Genomic DNA, 19,611 nt, shown 5'->3' with positions numbered 1-19,611 from the left:
GGAGCCGACTACAGCACGGTGAGTCCGTGCGGCCGGGTGTTCATCGACTCGCACCCATCCGCGGTCACGACCACGATGTCCTCGATCCGGGCACCCCAGTCGCCACGGAAGTAGATCCCCGGCTCGATGCTGAACGCCATCCCCTCCGCCAGCTCGATCCGGTTGCCCGCGACGATGTACGGCTCCTCGTGGACCGACAACCCGATGCCATGCCCCGTACGGTGCACGAACACCTGCGCGAGCCCTTCCGCGGCGAGTACGTCCCGCGCCGCGGCGTCCACCGCTTCGGCGGTGATCCCCGGCCGGACCGCGTCCACCGCCGCCTGCTGCGCCCGCTCCAGGACCGCGAACTTCGCCGCGACCTCCGCGGACGGCTCCCCGATGCTGTAGGTACGGGTGCTGTCCGAGTTGTAGCCCGGCGCGACGGGACCACCGATGTCGATCACCACGACGTCCCCGGACTCGATGACCCGGTCGGACACCTCGTGGTGGGGGTCCGCGCCGTGCGGCCCCGACCCGACGATCACGAATTCCGGTGCGGAGTGGCCTTCCTCGACGATCGCCGAGGCGATGTCGGCGGCCACCTCGGCCTCGGTGCGGCCGGCGCGCAGGAACTCACCCATCCGGGCGTGCACCCGGTCGATCGCCGCACCCGCCCTCCGCAACGCCTCGATCTCCGCCTCGTCCTTGACCATTCGCAGTTCCCGCAACACCCCCGTCGCGAGCACCGGCGGCGCCCCGAGTGCGGTCGTCAGCGGAATCACGTGCAGCGCCGGCATCGCCTCCGCGACCGCCGTGCGACCCGGAGTCGGGAGCAGCGACCCGACGAGGGCGTACGGGTCGACGCCGTCCACCCAGTCGTGCACGGCCAGGCCGAGATCCGCGATCGCGGAGTCCGCCAGCCCGGCCAGCTCCAACGTCGGCACCACCACCGAGGCCGCGGTGCCGTCCGCCGGGATGACCAGGCAGGTGAGGCGTTCGAACGACGCCGCCCCCGAACCCACCAGGTACTTCAGGTCGGGGCCCGGTGTGATCAGCAGTGCGTCCAGACCGGACGCCGCGGTCAGTTCGGCGGCCCGGCGCAACCGCTCGGCGTAGACGGTGGTCGGAAAGCGTGCTGCGGACTCGCTCTGTGCACTCATGACAGTCAAGGCTAGTGGTCTTTGGCAGGATGGGCGCCATGACCGGACCCCTGCTACTCCTCGACGGCGCGAGCCTGTGGTTCCGCGCGTATTACGCGCTCCCCGAATCGTTCACGGCCGCCGACGGGCGACCGGTCAACGCGGTCCGGGGATTCACCGACATGGTCGCCGCGCTGATCACCCGCCACCAGCCGAGCCGACTGGTCGTGTGCCTGGACCTCGACTGGCGTCCCCAGTTCCGGGTGGACCTGGTGCCCTCCTACAAGGCGCACCGGGTCGCCGAGGAACTCGACGCCGGACCGGACGTCGAAGAGGTGCCCGACACCCTGACCCCGCAGGTCGACATGATCATGGACGTGCTCGCCGCCGCGGGAATCGCCACCGGCGGCGCCGTCGGGTTCGAGGCCGACGACGTGCTCGGCACCCTCGCCGCCCGCGAACGCGACGACACCACCGTCGTCGTCAGCGGTGACCGGGACCTGCTGCAGGTGGTCTCCGACGACCCGGTTCCAGTGCGCGTGCTGTACGTCGGCCGGGGACTGTCGAAGGCCGAATTGTTCGGCCCCGCCGAGGTCGCCGAGAAGTACGGTGTGCCCGCGGACCGGCCCGGCCCCGGCTACGCCGAACTCGCACTGCTGCGCGGCGACCCGTCGGACGGATTGCCCGGCGTCAAGGGGGTAGGCGAGAAGACCGCGTCCACCCTGCTGCTCCAGTACGGCTCCGTCGCGGCCCTGCGCGCCGCGGTCGACGACCCGGCGTCCGGCCTCGCCAAGGGGATGCGCGGCAAGCTCACCGCGTCCGCCGACTATCTCGACGCGGCACTGCCGGTGGTGCGCGTGGCGGTCGACGCACCCGTCGAGCTGTCCGGGCCCGACACCCTGCCGACGGCACCTGCGGACCCCGACCGGCTGTCCGCCCTCGCCGAGGAACTGAAGATCGGCGCGTCGATCGGTCGCCTCACGACCGCACTCGCGGCAGCCCGGTGAGGCGAGCGGTCACCGCGAGGTGGGCCGGCTCACCTCGTAGGTGCCGTCCTCGTCGGTGAAGGTCACCGTCACCTTCTGAGGCTGGCCCTTCACCGTGAGCGTGCAGGTGAAGGTGCCGCCCTCGACGACCTCCTGGCCTGCCGGGCACACGACGTCATCGACCTCGGTGAGTCCGTACGTCCCGGTCAGCACCTGCACGACGCCCTTCTCGGCGGCCGACCGGTCCAGGGTGGTCGTCAGCCCCAGGCCGAAGCCGCGAGTGAACAGGCCGATCAAGCCGATCACCGCGACCACCGCCAAGACGCCGATCCCGATCCACAACGGCAACTTGGACTTCGGGGCGGCCGCGGCCGGCTGCGGGAACTGCCCCTGCGGATACCCGGGCTGCTGCGGATAGCCCGGTTGCGGATACTGCGCCGGGTACTGGCCGCCCTGAGGGTACTGGGGCCCCTGCGGGTACTGCGCCGGCTGCGGGTACGGAGCCTGGTATCCCGCCTGCGGGAACTGCCCTGACGTCGGCGCCTGCTGGTACTGACCGTACGGCTGCTGCCCCGGATACTGGGACTGCTGCCCGGCCGGGTACGGATACTGCTGCTGGTACTGGGCTTCCGAATACTGGGCCTGCGGATACCCGGGCTGCTGCGAATACTGGGGCGGAACGTACTGCTGCGGCGCGCTCCACGCCTGCTGGCCCCACTGCGGCGACGGCTGTTGCGGAAGCACGGTCGTCGCCGACGGCACACCCTGCGGCGCCTGTGCGGAATCGGCCGGGCGCTCGCCCTGGCCCTGCTCGGCCTGCGGCGGAGCCTGCTGACCGGAATCGGCGTCCGCGGGCGGACGGTCACCGACCGTGTCGCCACCGCTCTCCAGGCCACTCATCTGCTGCCTCCACTCGTCGCTGCTCGCACTGTCGATCCCCCGTATCCACCCCTGTACAACGAACCCCCGGGTGGCGGCAGAGCGCGAGCGAATCCAATCACACAACCGCCGATCAAGCTGCGTCGACCGCCACCACGCCGCGGCGGATCGCGCCGACCGCCTTGGCCGCCGCCGACCGCACCTCGGCATCCGGCGCGGTCTGGTGCACCTGGTCCAGCAGGTCGATCACCTGACGGCACCACCGCACGAAGTCGCCCGCCGACAACGCCTGCCCGCGGTCGCCCGCGGCCAGCAGCGCCTCGACGAGGGGTCCTCCGCTCGCCCACTTGTGGATCGCGGACACGAACCCGAAGTCGGGTTCGCGGGTCAGCGGCAGCTTGTGCCGGACCTCGTCGGTGCGCAGCGCCGACCACAACTGGACCGTCTCGCCGAGCGCGTGGCGGATCGGCGCCGTCGGACCACGATCCGCCGTGGCCGCGTCCTGCCGGGACTCGAACACCAACGCCGAGACGACCGCGGCCAGTTCCGCGGGGGCCAGCCCCTTCCACGTCCCGTTGCGCAGGCACTCGGCGACCAGCAGGTCGCTCTCCGAGTACAGCCGCATCAGGCGGTGCCCCTGCTCGGTGACCGCACCGTCGGATCCGGTGTATCCGCGTTCGGCGAGCAGCCGCAGAATCCGATCGAAGGTGCGGGCGAGCGAATTCGTCGTCGCCGCCACCTTCTGCCGCTTGCTGTCGATCTCCCGCGCCAGCTTGTTGTACCGCTCGCCGATCCTGCTGAGCCGATCACGGTCCGGATCGGTGTGACAGGGATGCGAGCGAAGTGCACGCCGCAACGCCGCCAGCTCACGGTCGCTCGCGGCCGGGGACTTCCGCTTCGAATAGCGTCCGGGCGCGACGATCCCGGTGCTGCGAAGCGCCGACGCCAGATCGCGGCGGGTGCGGGCGGTGCGGTGCTCGACGTGCCGCGGCAGCCGCATACTGCCGAGTGCCTTCGCCGGCGACGGGAAGTCGGCCGCCGAGATCCGGCCCGCCCACTTGTCCTCGGTCAGCACCAGCGGCCGCGGATCACGGGGATCGGTGTCCGTCTCGAGGACGACGGCCAGACCGGACCGGCGCCCGGTCGGGATCGCGATCACGTCACCGCGGCGCAGCGAGGTCAGTGCGGTCACCGCGTCCTGCCGACGGTCGGTGCGGCCCTGCCGTTCGAGCTGCCGCTCCCGGTTCCGAACCCGCTCGCGCAGCTGCGCGTACTCGAAGAACTCACTGTCCTCCCCGCCCAACTGGTCACGCAGCTCGACGAGTCCCTGCTCGTCGCGCTCGATCGACCGGACCAGGCCGACCACCGAGCGGTCCGCCTGGAACTGCGCGAAGGATCGCTCCAGGAGCGAGCGCGCCTCGACGGCGCCCATCCTGTCGATCAGGTTGATCGACATGTTGTAGGACGGCCGGAACGAACTGCGCAGGGGGAAGGTGCGGGTCGACGCGAGGCCGGCGACCTCGGTGGCCTCGACCCCGGGCTGCCAGAGCACGACCGCATGCCCCTCGATGTCGATGCCGCGCCGCCCCGCCCGGCCCGTGAGCTGGGTGTACTCCCCCGGGGTCAGCTCGGCGTGGGTCTCGCCGTTGTACTTCACGAGTCGCTCGAGGACGACGGTCCGGGCCGGCATGTTGATGCCGAGTGCGAGCGTCTCGGTGGCGAACACCGCGCGCACGAGGCCCTTGACGAACAGTTCCTCGACCGTGTGCCGGAACGCGGGCAGCATGCCCGCGTGGTGGCCGGCGATGCCCCGCTCCAAGCCCTCGCGCCACTCCCAGTACCCGAGCACCGACAGATCGTGCTTCGGCAGGTCCCCGGTGTGCTTGTCGATGATCGCGGCGATCTCGTCGGCCTGGTCCTCGGTGGTCAGCCGCAGCCGCGACCGCAGGCACTGCGTCACCGCGGCATCGCACCCGGCCCGGCTGAAGATGAACGTGATCGCCGGCAACAGCCCTTCCGCGTCGAGGCGGGCGATCACCTCCGGGCGCGGCAGCGGACGGTTCGCCGAACTCGGCGCCGAACCGCGACCGCGGCCGCGCGGCTGCCAGGTGTCGTACCGGTCGAGGGCCTGGCGTTCCTTGAGGTGCCGGACCAGATCCCGGTCGATGACCAGCCGGGCCGTCGGATCGGCGCCTTGGGCGGTGGTGTCGAACAGATCGAACAGTCGGCGGCCGACCATCATGTGCTGCCACAGCGGGATCGGTCGCACCTCGTCGACGATGATCTCGGTGTCGCCGCGGACGGTCCCCATCCAGGCGCCGAACTCCTCGGCGTTGCTGACCGTCGCGGACAGGCTGACCAGGCGCACGTCCTCCGGCAGGTGCAGGATCACCTCCTCCCACACCGCGCCGCGAAAGCGGTCGGCGAGGAAGTGGACCTCGTCCATCACGACGTGCGACAGTCCGCGCAGGGTCGGCGAGTCCGCGTACAGCATGTTCCGGAGCACCTCGGTGGTCATCACGACCACCGGGGCGTCCGAGTTGATGCTCACGTCGCCGGTGAGCAGGCCGACCGATGCCTTGCCGTAGCGCTCCACCAGATCGGCGTACTTCTGGTTGCTCAGCGCCTTGATCGGCGTGGTGTAGAAGCACTTGTGCCCGGACACCAGCGCGAGGTGCACGGCGAACTCGCCGATCACCGTCTTGCCCGCCCCGGTCGGGGCGCACACCAGCACTCCGTGACCGGCTTCCAGTGCCCGACACGCCTCCACCTGAAATCCGTCCAGCGGGAAGCTCAGCTGGGCGGCGAATACGTCGAGTTCCACCCCGCAAGGCTATCGACCGGGACCGTCCGCAGGAATTCACCCGCCCGCATGGGCGCGCCGACCGGCGCACCGCGGGCAAGCGCCGCGGTGCGTCCGAACGAGTGGGACCTACAACGTGTCCGAGTAGTCGTTGACCCGGCTGGGTGCGGCGATGTCGGTGGCGGCGTCGAGCGGGGACGCCTCGTCGTCGTCGAGGGCACCCCACCCCTCGGAGTCCTTACGAGCCTTCCGCCTGTCATTGAGGCGAGCGATCTGGATGGCCATCTCCAGCAGGACGGTCAGCGCCACTGCGAGCACCAGCATCGAGAACGGGTCCTGCCCCGGGGTGGCGATGGCCGCGAACACGAACATCGCCATGATCAGGCCGCGCCGCCACGCCTTGAGCTTGGCGTAGGGCAGGATGCCGACGAAGTTCAGCGCCACGATCAGCAGCGGGATCTCGAAGCTGACACCGAAGATGATCAGCAGGTTGATCACGAAGCCGAAGTACTCGGCACCGCTGAGGGCGGTGACCTGAACGTCACCACCGATGGTCAGCAGGAAGTGCAGCGCCTTGGACACCACGAGGTAGGCGAGCACCGCACCGAACACGAACAGGGCGGCGGCGGAGAAGACGAACCCGATGGCGTACCGGCGTTCCTTGGAGTACAGACCCGGCGTGATGAAAGCCCACAGCTGGTACAGCCAGACGGGGCACGCGAGGACGATGCCGGCGGTCAGCGCCACCTTGAAGCGGAGCATGAACTGCTCGAACGGCGCTGTCGCGAGGAGCCGGCACGAGCCGTCCTCGGTGAGCGCGGCCCGAGACTCCGACGGCAGCGAACAGTACGGTCCGCGGAGGATCTCGCCGAGGCTGTCGATGCCCAGGATCTGGTGCGAGTACCAGAAGAAGCCGAACACCGTTGTGACCAAGATCGCGAGGATCGACCACAGCAGCCGTGTCCGCAGCTCGTAGAGATGATCGACCAGCGACATGGTGCCGTCTGGGTTGACCCGGCGCCGACTGCGCCGCGGGTCGAAGGGGATACGCACTGATTCGGGCCCTTGGTTCTGCTCAGCTGCGCCCCGGGATGCCCATGCACCCCGGGATCACACGGTGGTTCGTCCTACGAGGCCTTCATCTCGGTCTGCGGGGTCTCGACCACGGTGGCCTGCACCTCCGGCGTCGCGGGCAACTGCGCAGGCGGGGCCGGGGCGGCAGCGGCGGGCGCGCCGTCGTTCTGCATCTCCTTGACCTCGCTCTTGAAGATCCGCAAGGACCGGCCCAGACCACGGGCAGCGTCGGGGAGCTTCTTCGAACCGAACAGGATCACGACGACCAGCGCCACAATGGCCCAGTGCCAGGGGCTCATTGCACCCATTTTTACCTCCAGAGATCAGTTGGCTCGATGCTACCGGACATCGGGGGTCCCGTCGGGCCCAAATGCTGGGAGTCAGCTGTCGAGCGGCTGCCGGTACATCTCCAGGGCGGCGTGCGCACGGGCCCGGATGGATTCGGACAATTCCGTCGGACCCAGTACCCGGACCCCGGTGCCGAACCCCGCCATCAGCCGGGCCATCCAGTCCAGCGACGCGTACCGCATCGATGCCTCGACCGACCCGTCCGCGGCCACCACGACGTCCGTCATCGGGTAGTAGTCCATCACCCAGGCGTGGTCCGGGGCGATCAGCAGTCGCGCCTGGGGCAGAGTTGCGTCGTCGTGGAACAGGTCGAGCGCCGAGGACTCGTCGTATGCGTCCTCCGGGACGCGCGCCGGCTCGTCGAGTTCGGTGGCCGCGTCGATCCGGTCGTAGCGGAACAGCCGGACGCCGTCGGCCTGCCGGCACCACGCCTGCAGATAGCTGTGATTGTCGACCGCGACGACCCGGATCGGATCGACGACCCGCCTGGTCACCGCGTCCCGGGATGCCGAGAAGTAGGTGATGTCGAGTGCGCGCCCGTGGCGGACCGCGGACCGCACCGCCGCGACCACCGGGCTCTCCGGACCCGGGTCCGAGACCGCCTGCGTCACCGCACCGGCGGCCGCGACTCCCGCCGCGGACTCGATCTTCGCAATTGCGCCCTGGACCGAGGACGGATCCGCGGTGCCCGGCAGGTCCCCGAGCGCACGCAGCGCGATCAGCATCGAGGTCGCCTCCGTCGAGGTCAGCCGCAGGGGACGGTCGATCCCGGCGGAGAACGTGACCGCGACGGTCTCCTCTTCGAAGGACAGGTCGATCAGGTCGCCGGGGCCGTAGCCCGGCAGTCCGCACACCCACAACTGGTTCAGGTCGGTGGTCAGCTGCGTGACCGTGACCCCCAGTTCCGCTGCGGCCTCACTCTTCGTGATCCCGGGATTGGCGACGAAGTACGGCACCATGTTGAGCAGCCGCGACAGCCGCTGCGACAGTCGCTGGCTCATCGCGCCTCACCCGCCGCGACGGTCAGCCGCGCGACGACATCCGCGCGCAGTGCCTCGGGTGCCAGCGCCACTGCATCCTCCCCATATCCCGTGATCAATCGTGCGAGCCATTCCCGGGAGCGGACCGGTACCTCCAGCACCGCACCCGCCCGGTCGCCGATCGTCATGGCCCGCGTCTGCTGACCGAGGCGACGCAGTTCCTGCGCCCGGCCGTCGCGCACCCACACCGTCGCGGTGCCGGACACGCCCGCCGTGCCGACCGCGCGACCGACGATGTCGCGCAGGTCCGTACCTTCGGGTTTGCGCACGACGCCCGTGGGACCGAACGCGGTGATCTGCTCCCCGATCCGGGACAACCGGAACGTGCGGGTGGCATCGCGGTCCTTGTCGTGACCGACCACGTACCACCGGCCGTCGTGGGTGACCACACCCCACGGCTCGAGGGTCCGTGTACGCAGCGGCGCGTTGGGGGCAGACCGGTGCTCGAAGCGGATCGCCTGACCGGCCTCGATGGCGGCCAGCACCGATTCGAGTGCCGGCTCCGAGCCACGGACCCGCGCGGGCAGTGCCGTGAACAACGAGGACGCCGACTCCTGGTCCACCGCGACGCCCGCGGCCCGCAGCTTCAGGACGGCGCCCTGCGCGGCGGACGTCAGTTCCGGGGACTCGAGCAGTCGCACCGCGATGGCGACCGCGGCCGACTCCTCGCTGGTGAGGTCGATCTCCGGCAGTGCGTACGCCTCGGGGCTGATCCGGTAGCCCTCGACGGTGCCCAACCGCGATGCCTGTCCCGTCTCGAGCGGAACCCCGAGATCACGCAGTTCGTTCTTGTCCCGCTCGAACATCCTGCTGAACGCCTCGTCGCTCACCGACTCCTTGTAGCCCGCAACGCTCTGACGGATCTTGTCCGCCGTCAGGAACTGCCGGGTCGAGAGCAGGCAGATGACTAGGTTCATCAGCCGTTCGACTTTGCTGGTCGCCACGGATCAGCAGCCTAACGGCACCGCCACTACATCGACGCGATCAGGCGCTCGACCCGCTCGTCGACGGACCGGAACGGGTCCTTGCACAGCACCGTCCGCTGGGCCTGGTCGTTGAGCTTGAGGTGCACCCAGTCGACGGTGAAGTCGCGTCCCGCGTCCTGGGCCGCGGCGATGAAGTCGCCGCGCAGCTTCGCGCGAGTGGTCTGCGGTGGCGTGTTCACCGCGGCGTCGATCTGCTCGTCCTCGGTGACCCGCTTGGCCAGGCCCTTGCGCTGCAGGAGATCGAACACGCCACGTCCACGCTTGATGTCGTGGTAGGCGAGGTCGAGCTGCGCGATCCGCGGATCGGCCAGATCCAGGTTGTGCTTGTCCTGGTACCGCTGGAACAACTTGCGCTTGATCACCCAGTCGACCTCGGTGTCGACCTTCGCGAAGTCCTGGGACTCGACGGCGTCGAGCACCCGGCCCCACAGTTCCACGACCTGCTCGACCTGAGCGTCGGGTTCCCGGTTGCGCAGGTGCTCGACCGCGCGCGCGTGGTACTCGCGCTGAATGTCCAGCGCGCTCGCCTGCCTGCCGCCCGCGAGGCGGACGGGCCTGCGGCCGGTCAGGTCGTGGCTGACCTCGCGGATCGCGCGGATCGGGTTGTCGAGCGCGAAGTCGCGGAACGAGACCCCGGCCTCGATCATCTCCAGCACCAGCGCCGCGGAGCCGACCTTGAGCATCGTGGTGGTCTCGGACATGTTCGAGTCACCGACGATGACGTGGAGCCGGCGGTACTTCTCGGCATCCGCGTGCGGCTCGTCGCGCGTGTTGATGATGGGGCGGGAACGGGTCGTCGCCGAGGACACACCCTCCCAGATGTGCTCCGCACGCTGGGACAGGCAGAAGGTCGCCGACTTCGGAGTCTGCAGAACCTTGCCCGCGCCGCAGATCAGCTGCCGCGTGACCAGGAACGGGAGCAGGACGTCCGAGATTCGGGAGAACTCCCCCGCGCGGACCACCAGGAAGTTCTCGTGACAGCCGTACGAATTGCCTGCCGAGTCGGTGTTGTTCTTGAACAGGTAGATGTCCCCACCGATGCCCTCCTCGGTGAGCCGCTGTTCGGCGTCGACGAGAAGATCCTCGAGGACACGCTCACCGGCGCGATCGTGCGTGACGAGTTGGGCCAGCCCGTCGCACTCGGCCGTCGCGTACTCCGGATGCGATCCCACGTCGAGATACAACCGGGCACCGTTGCGGAGGAAGACGTTGGAGCTCCGCCCCCACGAGACGACTCTCCGGAACAGGTATCGCGCCACCTCGTCCGGGCTGAGTCGACGGTGACCGTGAAAAGTACACGTCACCCCGAACTCGGTCTCGATTCCCATGATTCGTCGCTGCACACTTCGACAGTACAACGCCGAAGCCCTCCGCGGCCGGTGCACCGGCCATCGACATTCCGCGTGACTTCGCCGCTGCCGCCGTGCATTTCGGTGATGTCTCGGTACAGACACGACCCGTGACGAAAGACCGGGCGGTCCGGACGCGTTTCGGCCCCGGCGATGATCCACCGGGGCCGAAACGTTCGAGGGGTCGGGTCAGCCCGCGTCGGGGCCCGCCGCCGGTCCCGTGGCTTCCGTTCCCGGCTCCGGCGCGGCCTCGGCAGCCGGTGCCGCGGGTTCGGCGGGCAGCAGTGCCGACAGCGCCGCCCCGGTGATCCGCTTGAACGCGCGCCGCGGGCGGGTCTGGTCCAGCACGGCCACCTCGAGGGCACCGACCCCGATGCGCCGCCGTTCGGCCTCACCGTTGCCGGGCGGCGCGGTCCCGACCTGCAACGCGTCGACCGCGACCGCGACCGCTTCGGCCAGCGGCAGGCCCGGCCGGTACGACTCCTTCAATGCGGTCAGAATCGGCTCGGTCGCGCCACCCATCACGACGAACTGCTGCTCGTCGACGATCGAGCCGTCGTAGGTGATCCGGTACAGCTGCGCGTGGTGGTCCTGCCCCGCCCGCCCGACCTCGGCGACACAGAGCTCCACCTCGTACGGCTTCGGCTGCTCGGTGAAGATCGTGCCGAGCGTCTGCGCGTACGCATTGGCCAGGGATCTACCGGTGACGTCGCGGCGGTCGTACGAGTAGCCGCGCATGTCGGCATGCATGATGCCCGAGCGCCGCAGGCTCTCGAACTCGTTGTACTTCCCGACGGCGGCGAAACCGAGCCGGTCGTACAGCTCGCTGACCTTGTGCAGCGACGACGACGGGTTCTCCGCCACGAACAGCACACCGTCCGCATAGGTCAGCGAGATGACGCTGCGACCGCGGGCAATACCCTTGCGCGCCAGCTCCGAGCGATCCCGCATGATCTGCTCGGCGGAGGCGTAGTACGGCATCGTCACGGCGTGTCACCTGCTTCCTTGGTGCGGTCGGCGATGACGGCGCGGGCGAATTCGGCGAGCCGGCTCTCGGGAACCTCCACGGCGCCGGCGTCGGTGATCACCACCGCGGTCGGGAAGATGCCACGGGTCAGATCCGGTCCACCCGTCGCGGAGTCGTCGTCGGCTGCGTCGTAGAGCGCTTCGACGGCTGCCCGCATGGCACCCGCCTCGTCGGCGTCCGGATCGTAGATCTTCTTCAGCGCCGATTTCGCGAACAGCGAACCCGAACCGACCGCGTGGTACCCGGCCTTCTCCTCGTACCGTCCACCGACGACGTCGTAGGACACGATCCGCCCGGCCTTGGCCGGTTCCGCTCCGTCGAGGTCGTATCCGACGAGAAGCGGCACCACGGACAACCCCTGCATCGCGGCTCCGAGATTGCCCCGGACCATCGACGACAGCCGGTTGGCCTTGCCGTCGAAGGTGAGCGGAACGCCCTCGATCTTCTCGTAGTGCTCGAGTTCGACGGCGAAGAGTCTCACCAGCTCGATCGCGATGCCCGCCGTACCGGCGATCCCGGCGGCGGAGTAGTCATCGGTGACGTACACCTTCTCGACGTCCCGGCTGGCGATCAGGTTGCCCATCGTCGCGCGGCGATCGCCGGCGATGAGGACACCGCCGGCGAAGGTCAGTGCAACGATCGTCGTGCCGTGTGGGGCGATGTCCGGACGACCCGTCATCGGCTCACCCCTACCTCCGTTTGCCCCGAGATCGAATCGGTTCTCCGGCAACAGTTCCGGCGCATGGACACGCAGATGCTCGGTGAACGAGGACAGCTGCGAATCGAACCGCAGCACCCCGCCCCCCATCGTCGTACGCGTCGCCGGGGAATCCGGCGTCACTGGCCGCCCTTTTGCACGTACGCGCGCACGAAGTCCTCGGCGTTCTCCTCAAGCACGTCGTCGATTTCGTCGAGCAGGTCGTCCGTGTCCTCTGCGAGCTTCTCCCGACGTTCCTGTCCCGCACCACCGTCACCGATGGGGGCATCGTCGTCGTCGCCACCGCCGCCGCGTTTGGTCTGCTCCTGCGCCATAGCCGCCGACCTCCTCGTTGCTCTTGCACTGCATCCCGCACACCCAGTGTGCGCTCGTGCTCGGACCTTCACCCTACCGATCGCGCACGACACTGTGACGCTTCACGTCCACGACACTGCGACGTTTCTCCGTCGCGTCTTCGGGCGATTGTCAGGTCGTCAGCTGATCCACGAGGTCCGCCGCCGAATCCGCCGCCTCCAGCAGCGCCCCGACGTGCGCCTTGCTGCCACGCAGCGGTTCCAGGGTCGGGATCCGAACCAGGGAGTCCCGGCCCAGGTCGAAGATCACGGAGTCCCAGCTCGCCGCCGCGATGTCGGCACCGAATCTGCGCAGGCACTCGCCCCGGAAGTAGGCGCGGGTGTCGGTCGGCGGGTTGTGGATCGCGTCCAGCACCTGCTGTTCGCTGACCAGCCGCTCGATCGATCCGCGTGCGACGAGCCGGTTGTACAGGCCCTTGTCGAGGCGGACGTCCGAGTACTGCAGATCGAGCATGTGCAGTTTGGGCGCCGACCAGGCCAGTCCCTCACGGTTGCGGAAGCCTTCGAGGATCCGCAGTTTCGCCGGCCAGTCCAGCAGGTGCGCGCACTCCATCGGATCCCGCTCGAGCAGGTCGAGCACGGTCGCCCACTTGGCGAGGATGTCCGCGGCACGCGGATCGTCGGATCCCTCCCGCTCGATGAACGAGGCCACCCGCTCGTGGTAGATCCGCTGCAGTGCAAGACCGGTCATCTCGCGACCGTCGGAGAGCGCCACCGTCTGCCGGAGCGTCGGATCGTGGCTGATCTGGTGCACCGCGGTGACCGGCCGCGCGAGCTGAAGATCGGACAGGTCGACCCCGGCCTCGATCAGGTCGAGAACAAGGGCGGTGGTGCCGACCTTGAGATACGTCGACCATTCGGCGAGGTTCGCGTCACCGATGATCACGTGCAGGCGGCGGTACTTCTCGGCGTCGGCGTGCGGCTCGTCGCGGGTGTTGATGATGCCGCGCTTGAGCGTCGTCTCCAGCCCGACCTCGACCTCGATGTAGTCGGCCCGCTGCGAGAGCTGGAAACCGGCCTCGTCGCCGGACTGCCCGACGCCGACGCGGCCTGATCCGCAGATCACCTGACGGGAGGCGAAGAACGGTGTCAGGCCGGCGATGATCGCCGTGAACGGCGTCTCCCGCGAGCACAGGTAGTTCTCGTGGGTGCCGTACGACGCACCCTTGCCGTCCACGTTGTTCTTGTACAGCTGCAAGCGCGGCGCGCCGGGGACGCTCGAGGCGTGCCGGGCCGCGGCCTCCATCACTCGCTCCCCCGCCTTGTCCCAGATCACCGCGTCCAGTGGATCGGTGACCTCCGGGGCCGAGTACTCGGGGTGCGCGTGGTCCACATACAGCCGGGCACCGTTGGTGAGGATCATGTTGGCGGCACCGACCTCGTCGGCGTCGATCACCGGCGCCGGGCCGTTGAACCGCCCGAGGTCGAAGCCTCGTGCGTCGCGCAATGGCGACTCCACCTCGTAGTCCCAGCGGGTTCGCTTGGCCCGCGGGACGCCGGCCGCCGCCGCGTACGCGAGCACCGCCTGCGTTGAGGTCAGAATGGGGTTCGCCGTCGGCTCCGACGGGGACGAAATTCCGTACTCGACCTCGATACCGATGATCCGCTGCATGGCGTCGAGCCTAGATCCTCGGGCGCCTGTGCATCGGGGTGCCCGCCCCCGCCCCGGTGCCTGAAGCTGTTGTAGAAGGCGCGGTGCTGGATTTTCCGGCACCGGTTTAAGTGCCGATAAGTTGCGTTATGACATTATTGCAGGTGAATTGTCGGTGCGTCTCGAGCAGAAGAAAGGTGCCGAAGGCTTCACCACGTGCTCACCCGCGGCACGCCGGGTTGCCCGGGAAGGGCGGAACCCCTGCCCTGCAACCGACGCCGACCACCGCGGTCAACCGTGCGACCGGGTCGCGGATCTCGAGCGCAGGCACCAACCCGCCGCCCACCAGCGCGGCCTTCGCCTCTGGCGCGGTCGCGCGCTGGTCGAGCGTGCCGCGAACCCTCGCGAACGCCACCAGTTCGTCGTACACCATCGACAGGGTCGCCTCGGTCGTCCTGTCCCCCGGCTCGAGCCCGGCGAAGTCCACACCCGTCTCGTACTCGTGCCGCAGCGCGTGTGGCCCCTGGTCGCAGCTGGGTACGTTCAGATCGATGCGAAACCCCGGCAGATCCGGTCCCGGCGGCACGATCGTCCCCACGTCGGTGCAGGCGTGGTGCGAGATGCGATCACCAAGCGCGTGGAGATAGACACCGACCCGCGCATTCCAGGCGTTGTCGCCGATCCAGGAGTCGAACTGCGACGACCGGACCGTGCCGGACACGACCTGCTCCCCCGTCTCGTTGGTGAACGGGATCGCGGCCGGCGTCACCACGCTGTACTCACCATTGATCGGTACCGGCTGCGCACCTCCGTAACACGTTGCACCAGTGGCGTAGTCGCCGCCTGCCGATGGGTTCGTGAAACCGCCCGTGCACAGTGGCGCGTCACTTCCCGGCCCCGCCATCGCCCAGCGACGAAGGTGCGTGAGCATGACCTCGTGCCGCGGATCACCGACGTCGGGATGCAGGCCGTCGGGTACCGGGTCGGACGGTCCGCGCATCGTCGGCAGGAAGTGGAACAGGAACCCGCCGGTGGCGAAATGTGTCCGCACGAGCCCACTGATGTCCCTGGTTGTGAGCGCCCCGGCATCGGGAACGAGCCTGCCGTCGACGTCCCGGGGCGTGAACGACCCGAGGTCGGTCGCCTCGTCGTACGCCGCGATCCAGTACGCGTCACGCTCCGAGAACCCGACGCTGCGGGCGATGATGTACGTCGAGTCCGTGTGCACCAGGCTCCGGCCACCGAGCGGCCGCCGCAAGGTGTATCCGTACACCCCGAACGCCTGCAGACCGCACACCGGCGCGTACGGATCGTCGATCGGGCAGGGCGGCGGCAGTGGACCGCAGTTGTGGACCGGAGCGCCGTCCTCCGTGTAGCAGACATCCTCGGCGAACCCCTGCGCGGACGGCGGTGGCGCCGCGACGAATGCGGCGCACGCCAACAGCACCGCGCCGATCACACCTGCTCCTCGACCGTGCGATCTCATCGAGCTGCACCTTCTTCCGAAGCGAGCAGAACACGAGCCCGTTAACCGTAACGCGCGAGCGGTCGCCGGTTTGCGGTTTCCGCGGGTCGGGGACGATCTGTGCTTAAAGCGGCACAGCAGGGCGTCGCCCGTCGATATCCGCCACTGGCACGGTACGAACCGGCCGCCCAATAGTGGACGAATACCGGTCCTGGCCGTCCCCGACTCGTACGCCTGAGCGATGCTGCCATCGGTGGTTACATATAGCGTGAGCGGCTCGCGCACATTGCAACTGAGGAGCCGATTGCGACCTGGATACACGTAGCAATCGGCGGCGACTACCCGTTGAAGCCCGACGCCCGTCGCCCCGCAGATCCTCGGACAGGCGCAGACGAACCCCGCCGATTCTTTGCACGAACCGTGGTGCGATTCAAGCAGGAAACACGCCAGCTCTACTGCCTGAGATGCTCCACGCTTTCAATCGGAAAGCACGTACCCACGGCGTTGCGAATGATCGACGCTAGAGTCAAGCCGGCATCACAGGCTAAGACGCCCTGGGACTGGAAACGGAGTATTGAATGACCAAACGTACCCTTGCATTCTTCAACAACAAGGGAGGGGTCGGAAAGACGACGCTTGCATGCAACTTCGCACACTACGCATCGACGGAACTGGGCCTAAAAACACTCGTAATCGATTTAGACCCGCAGGCGAACGCAACGCAGCTGTTGTTGTCCGAACAAAAATGGGAAGAACTATACGATAACGCTACATCTAGTCCTGCGGAGACAGTACTGAAGGCCTTCACCCAGATTCTAGAAGGCGATTCCACCGTAGATACGGATATCAGCATCACCCACGGCGATCGATTCGCTGTTGACGTTCTTGCTGGACACCCCTCGCTGTCCAGAACCGAAGACCATCTCAGCCGGGCATGGATCGACCTGCAGGGAGAACAAATCGGAGGAGCCCGCCGTACGAACTGGATGTCCACACTTCGCGAAACCCTTCCTCACGATCTTGTCGTGGTCGATTTGGGCCCAAGCCTCGGCGCACTCAATCGTAGTGCCCTAATTGGATGTACACACTTCATCACACCGGTCGCCGCCGACCTTTTCAGCCTCTATGCGCTTGAGAACATCGGAGAGTGGATAAAGTCATGGATCGGTGAATACAAGGAATCAATGGCACGAACGATTCAAAAGAACCCGACATCGGACTCAATCAAACGTCTACCTGGCGATGCACATCTCCGAAATGGATACGTCGGATATACAGTGCAACAGTACGTTGCGCGTTCATCTGGGGGGAAACTTCGCCCTACAGCTGCATACGACCGCTACAAGGCGCAGATTCCAGCCCGCGCAGCCGAACTCCAGCAATTCGCGGCGCCCACAGCGGAAACTTTCGAGCTTGGAGTCGTGCCAAACATGTTCTCAATGGTGGCATTAGCGCAGAACGCCCATGCGCCGATCGCAGATCTGAAGGCGGGAGACGAAGTTCGAGGAGCTCAAGTTTATCAACAGGAACGCTACAGAGAACAGCTTTCTGAGATATTTGCACGCACTGCAGGGAACATGGGAGAAGCGCGGTGACTCAGTCCTGGCCAAAGGATGTCATAAACGCGATTCGTCGAAATGACCTTGTCCTTGTGATCGGCGCCGGCGTTTCTACGAACAGCTGCAGCGCAGACGGTAGCCGCCCTCCAAGTTGGAGTTCTCTGATTAGGGAACTCTCCAAGGAGGCATCCGGCAGCACCAACGTAGACGAGAACGTGGAGAAACTCCTTCAAGCAGGCTCACTACTGGAAGCGGCCGAGCGAGTCACGACCATGGCCCACATGAAGGGAAGAATTCGTGACATACAACAGAAGATTCGCGAACTTACCGATGGGCGCAACGGAAGTTCTGCATACATGCCAAACGAATGGCACGATGCGCTCATGATGCTCGAACCAAATGTAATCATCACGACAAACTACGATCGGCTCATTGAACGAGCATCCCTATCTGGATATCAAGTCCATACCTACCTATCGGACACAATCGGACCAGAGGTCCGTCGAGGAGATCCAATACTTGTAAAGATCCACGGATCCGTTGACGATCTAAACAACATCGTTTTGACGCAGACCGATTACTCGACGATGCATGTAAAGGGTAGACATGCCCTTGAGGTTGTCCAGGCATTATTTCTCACTCGCGTCATTCTGTTCGTCGGATATTCGTTAACCGATCCAGACATAAGGCTGCTACTGCAGAATACGGTGGGTGGACGTGGACAAACACCGTCCCACTACCTTCTTACGCCGGAACTTGATGATTTCCAGAAGCAGATGCTCAAGGATGCGTTCGGTGTGATTCCAATTGAATACAGCGTCGCTGAGGATCACACAGACGGACTAGCCAAGCTAAAGGATTTGGCGTCCTATCCAAGAAACTCACCAGTTCAAGAGTGAGCGTCCGCGGCGCCCAATCCGGGTTGGACCGAATGCAATCTTCGCTATTGGGACTCTTCAACGCAGCGCCTTGGCGACGAAGTCACTCTTGACCCGTTCACCAGACCCCGGAATGTTGCAGCAGGCATTATATCCTCGTATGCGCTCATCAGTACCTCACAGTCGACTCTGTTATCGCACTCGACTGTCATCGAGTTGATTGGCACCTAACACCCCGAAATTATACTGGCAGTCAACGAAGACTCATCCCTAGCCGAATCGAATGTCCTACCCCGTTCATGACTGCAGCATGGTCCGCCGATCGCTATATACCCGCGGGGTGACCAATCTAATGTACAAACTCAATGCTGGAAACACACATGTGGAACCGCAATGCGCGCCACTCATCCTCGCTCGAGGCGACACTGCAGGTACGCGTCCGCGTGGATCGCGCGCAACACCACGCGCACCGGCAGGGGCGCCCAGTCCGCGCGCGGGTCGCTCCCCCGTCGCGGCTCGACCAGGCTCACCAGGTGTCCCCGGGTGGTGATGTCCACGTGGCCTGCGGCGAGGATGTTGCGTGCCCAGTCACTGTCCGCACCGTAGCTGAGGCCGAAGCGGTAACCGTCGCCGTACCGGAAGCAATTGACGGGAGTCCGGTACAGCCGGCCCGTCCGGCGGCCTCGGTGCAACACGATCGCGAATCCCGGCAGCCAGCCTGCGACCGGCAGTACCAGGCGGTTGGTCACCACCCGGTTGATGCGGGCGAGCCTTCTCGGAAGTGGCACTCGGCCAGCCTAACCCCACGTGACACGATGAAACGATGGATCAGGCGACCGACGATCTCCCCCGCGACGAGATCGTCACCGTGTACGACGCCGACGGCAACGAAACCGGCACCGCGCCGAGGTCCCGCGTGTACGCAGAGGGGCTGTGGCACGCGAGCTCAGGGGTGCTGTTGCGCTCGCTCGACGGCGCCCGGATCTACGTGCACCGCCGCTCCCCCGACAAGGCGGTCTTCGCCGGCATGCACGACTGCCTCGCCGGCGGCGTCGTCGACCCGGGCGAGACACCCGCGGCGACCGCTGCCCGCGAACTCGGCGAGGAGCTGGGGGTGCGGGACATCGCACTCTCTCCCTTGGCCCAGGTCTCCTGGGACGGCGTGTGGAACGGAAAGCCCCTGCGCTGCCACCTGTTCGCGTTCGAAGGCCGCTGGGACGGCCCCGTCGTGCACCAGCCGAGCGAAATCGTGGACGGCTGGTGGTGGACCGACGCGCAACTGCGCGCCCATCTCACGGACCCGTCGTGGCCGTTCGTGCCGGACACCCGGGCGCTCCTGACCGGAACGGTGTGGTGAGGCACGCGTTCGGCGATGGCGTTCCCGCGACCGGCATGCGGCACAGACGTCGGTGGGGTGCAACGGGATTCCCGTTG

At 67.1% G+C, this 19,611-nt stretch carries 18 protein-coding genes; 4 read left to right on the top strand and 14 right to left on the bottom strand.

Annotated elements, in window-relative coordinates; translation table 11 throughout:
* Window positions 1-8 precede the first annotated feature (8 nt).
* Window positions 9-1,142, bottom strand: coding sequence for a M24 family metallopeptidase (locus ACWDU4_RS23580; RefSeq protein ID WP_450116361.1), 1,134 nt, complete (start codon window positions 1,140-1,142; stop codon window positions 9-11).
* Between the two features lie 38 nt (window positions 1,143-1,180).
* Here ACWDU4_RS23580 and ACWDU4_RS23575 point away from each other — a divergent pair, with 38 nt between their 5' ends.
* A complete protein-coding gene (locus ACWDU4_RS23575) occupies window positions 1,181-2,128 on the top strand; it encodes a 5'-3' exonuclease (protein ID WP_450116360.1) in 948 nt (315 codons plus the stop codon).
* Window positions 2,129-2,137: 9 nt separating this feature from the next.
* On the opposite strand, the gene ACWDU4_RS23570 is transcribed toward ACWDU4_RS23575, so the two are convergent.
* The 12 genes from ACWDU4_RS23570 to ACWDU4_RS23515 all read right to left on the bottom strand — a co-directional run bounded on the left by ACWDU4_RS23570 (window position 2,138) and on the right by ACWDU4_RS23515 (window position 15,761).
* On the bottom strand, window positions 2,138-3,007 hold the full coding sequence (locus tag ACWDU4_RS23570; RefSeq protein WP_450116359.1) for a DUF4333 domain-containing protein: 870 nt from the start codon (window positions 3,005-3,007) through the stop codon (window positions 2,138-2,140).
* Window positions 3,008-3,119: 112 nt separating this feature from the next.
* A complete protein-coding gene (locus ACWDU4_RS23565; protein ID WP_450116358.1) occupies window positions 3,120-5,810 on the bottom strand; it encodes a DEAD/DEAH box helicase in 2,691 nt (896 codons plus the stop codon).
* A gap of 108 nt (window positions 5,811-5,918) precedes the next feature.
* Complete coding sequence (tatC, locus tag ACWDU4_RS23560) at window positions 5,919-6,842, bottom strand: twin-arginine translocase subunit TatC (protein WP_450116357.1); 924 nt, start codon at window positions 6,840-6,842, stop codon at window positions 5,919-5,921.
* Between the two features lie 74 nt (window positions 6,843-6,916).
* Window positions 6,917-7,171, bottom strand: a complete 255-nt coding sequence (gene tatA, locus ACWDU4_RS23555) for a Sec-independent protein translocase subunit TatA (protein WP_450116356.1) — start codon at window positions 7,169-7,171, stop codon at window positions 6,917-6,919.
* Window positions 7,172-7,243: 72 nt separating this feature from the next.
* Window positions 7,244-8,212, bottom strand: a complete 969-nt coding sequence (locus ACWDU4_RS23550; protein ID WP_450116355.1) for a helix-turn-helix transcriptional regulator — start codon at window positions 8,210-8,212, stop codon at window positions 7,244-7,246.
* Window positions 8,209-9,195 carry a helix-turn-helix transcriptional regulator gene (locus ACWDU4_RS23545; RefSeq protein WP_450116354.1) on the bottom strand — a complete coding sequence of 329 codons (987 nt, stop codon included), beginning with the start codon at window positions 9,193-9,195 and terminating at the stop codon, window positions 8,209-8,211. The genes ACWDU4_RS23550 and ACWDU4_RS23545 overlap by 4 nt, the downstream gene beginning before the upstream one ends.
* Window positions 9,196-9,221: 26 nt before the next feature.
* A complete protein-coding gene (pafA, locus tag ACWDU4_RS23540; protein WP_450116353.1) occupies window positions 9,222-10,580 on the bottom strand; it encodes a Pup--protein ligase in 1,359 nt (452 codons plus the stop codon).
* A gap of 195 nt (window positions 10,581-10,775) precedes the next feature.
* Window positions 10,776-11,573, bottom strand: a complete 798-nt coding sequence (gene prcA, locus ACWDU4_RS23535; RefSeq protein ID WP_450116352.1) for a proteasome subunit alpha — start codon at window positions 11,571-11,573, stop codon at window positions 10,776-10,778.
* A complete protein-coding gene (gene prcB, locus ACWDU4_RS23530) occupies window positions 11,570-12,454 on the bottom strand; it encodes a proteasome subunit beta (protein ID WP_450116351.1) in 885 nt (294 codons plus the stop codon). The genes prcA and prcB overlap by 4 nt, the downstream gene beginning before the upstream one ends.
* Window positions 12,451-12,645 carry a ubiquitin-like protein Pup gene (locus tag ACWDU4_RS23525; RefSeq protein ID WP_450116350.1) on the bottom strand — a complete coding sequence of 65 codons (195 nt, stop codon included), beginning with the start codon at window positions 12,643-12,645 and terminating at the stop codon, window positions 12,451-12,453. The genes prcB and ACWDU4_RS23525 overlap by 4 nt, the downstream gene beginning before the upstream one ends.
* Window positions 12,646-12,796: 151 nt before the next feature.
* Window positions 12,797-14,296, bottom strand: coding sequence for a depupylase/deamidase Dop (gene dop / locus ACWDU4_RS23520; RefSeq protein ID WP_450116349.1), 1,500 nt, complete (start codon window positions 14,294-14,296; stop codon window positions 12,797-12,799).
* 199 nt (window positions 14,297-14,495) lie between these two features.
* Entirely contained in the window at window positions 14,496-15,761 is a 1,266-nt protein-coding gene (locus tag ACWDU4_RS23515; RefSeq protein WP_450116348.1) for a hypothetical protein, read from the bottom strand.
* A 557-nt stretch (window positions 15,762-16,318) separates the two neighbouring features.
* On the opposite strand from ACWDU4_RS23515, the gene ACWDU4_RS23510 reads away from it, so the two are divergent.
* Window positions 16,319-17,335 carry a ParA family protein gene (locus ACWDU4_RS23510; RefSeq protein ID WP_450116347.1) on the top strand — a complete coding sequence of 339 codons (1,017 nt, stop codon included), beginning with the start codon at window positions 16,319-16,321 and terminating at the stop codon, window positions 17,333-17,335.
* Window positions 17,332-18,198, top strand: a complete 867-nt coding sequence (locus ACWDU4_RS23505) for an SIR2 family protein (RefSeq protein ID WP_450116346.1) — start codon at window positions 17,332-17,334, stop codon at window positions 18,196-18,198. Before ACWDU4_RS23510 ends, ACWDU4_RS23505 begins: the two co-directional genes overlap by 4 nt.
* Window positions 18,199-18,581: 383 nt before the next feature.
* Here the strand turns inward: ACWDU4_RS23505 and ACWDU4_RS23500 are convergent, their stop codons facing one another.
* Window positions 18,582-18,965 carry a nitroreductase family deazaflavin-dependent oxidoreductase gene (locus tag ACWDU4_RS23500; RefSeq protein WP_450116345.1) on the bottom strand — a complete coding sequence of 128 codons (384 nt, stop codon included), beginning with the start codon at window positions 18,963-18,965 and terminating at the stop codon, window positions 18,582-18,584.
* A gap of 35 nt (window positions 18,966-19,000) precedes the next feature.
* Between ACWDU4_RS23500 and ACWDU4_RS23495 the strand changes: the two genes are divergently transcribed.
* Window positions 19,001-19,534: an NUDIX hydrolase gene (locus tag ACWDU4_RS23495; RefSeq protein WP_450116344.1), complete on the top strand. Its 534-nt coding sequence runs from the start codon at window positions 19,001-19,003 to the stop codon at window positions 19,532-19,534.
* The last annotated feature ends 77 nt before the right edge of the window (window positions 19,535-19,611 follow it).

The sequence above is a fragment of the Rhodococcus sp. NPDC003348 genome, from assembly GCF_053589375.1.
The sequence above is the reverse complement of the archived record's forward strand: the minus strand, read 5'-3'. Positions and strand labels throughout refer to the sequence as shown.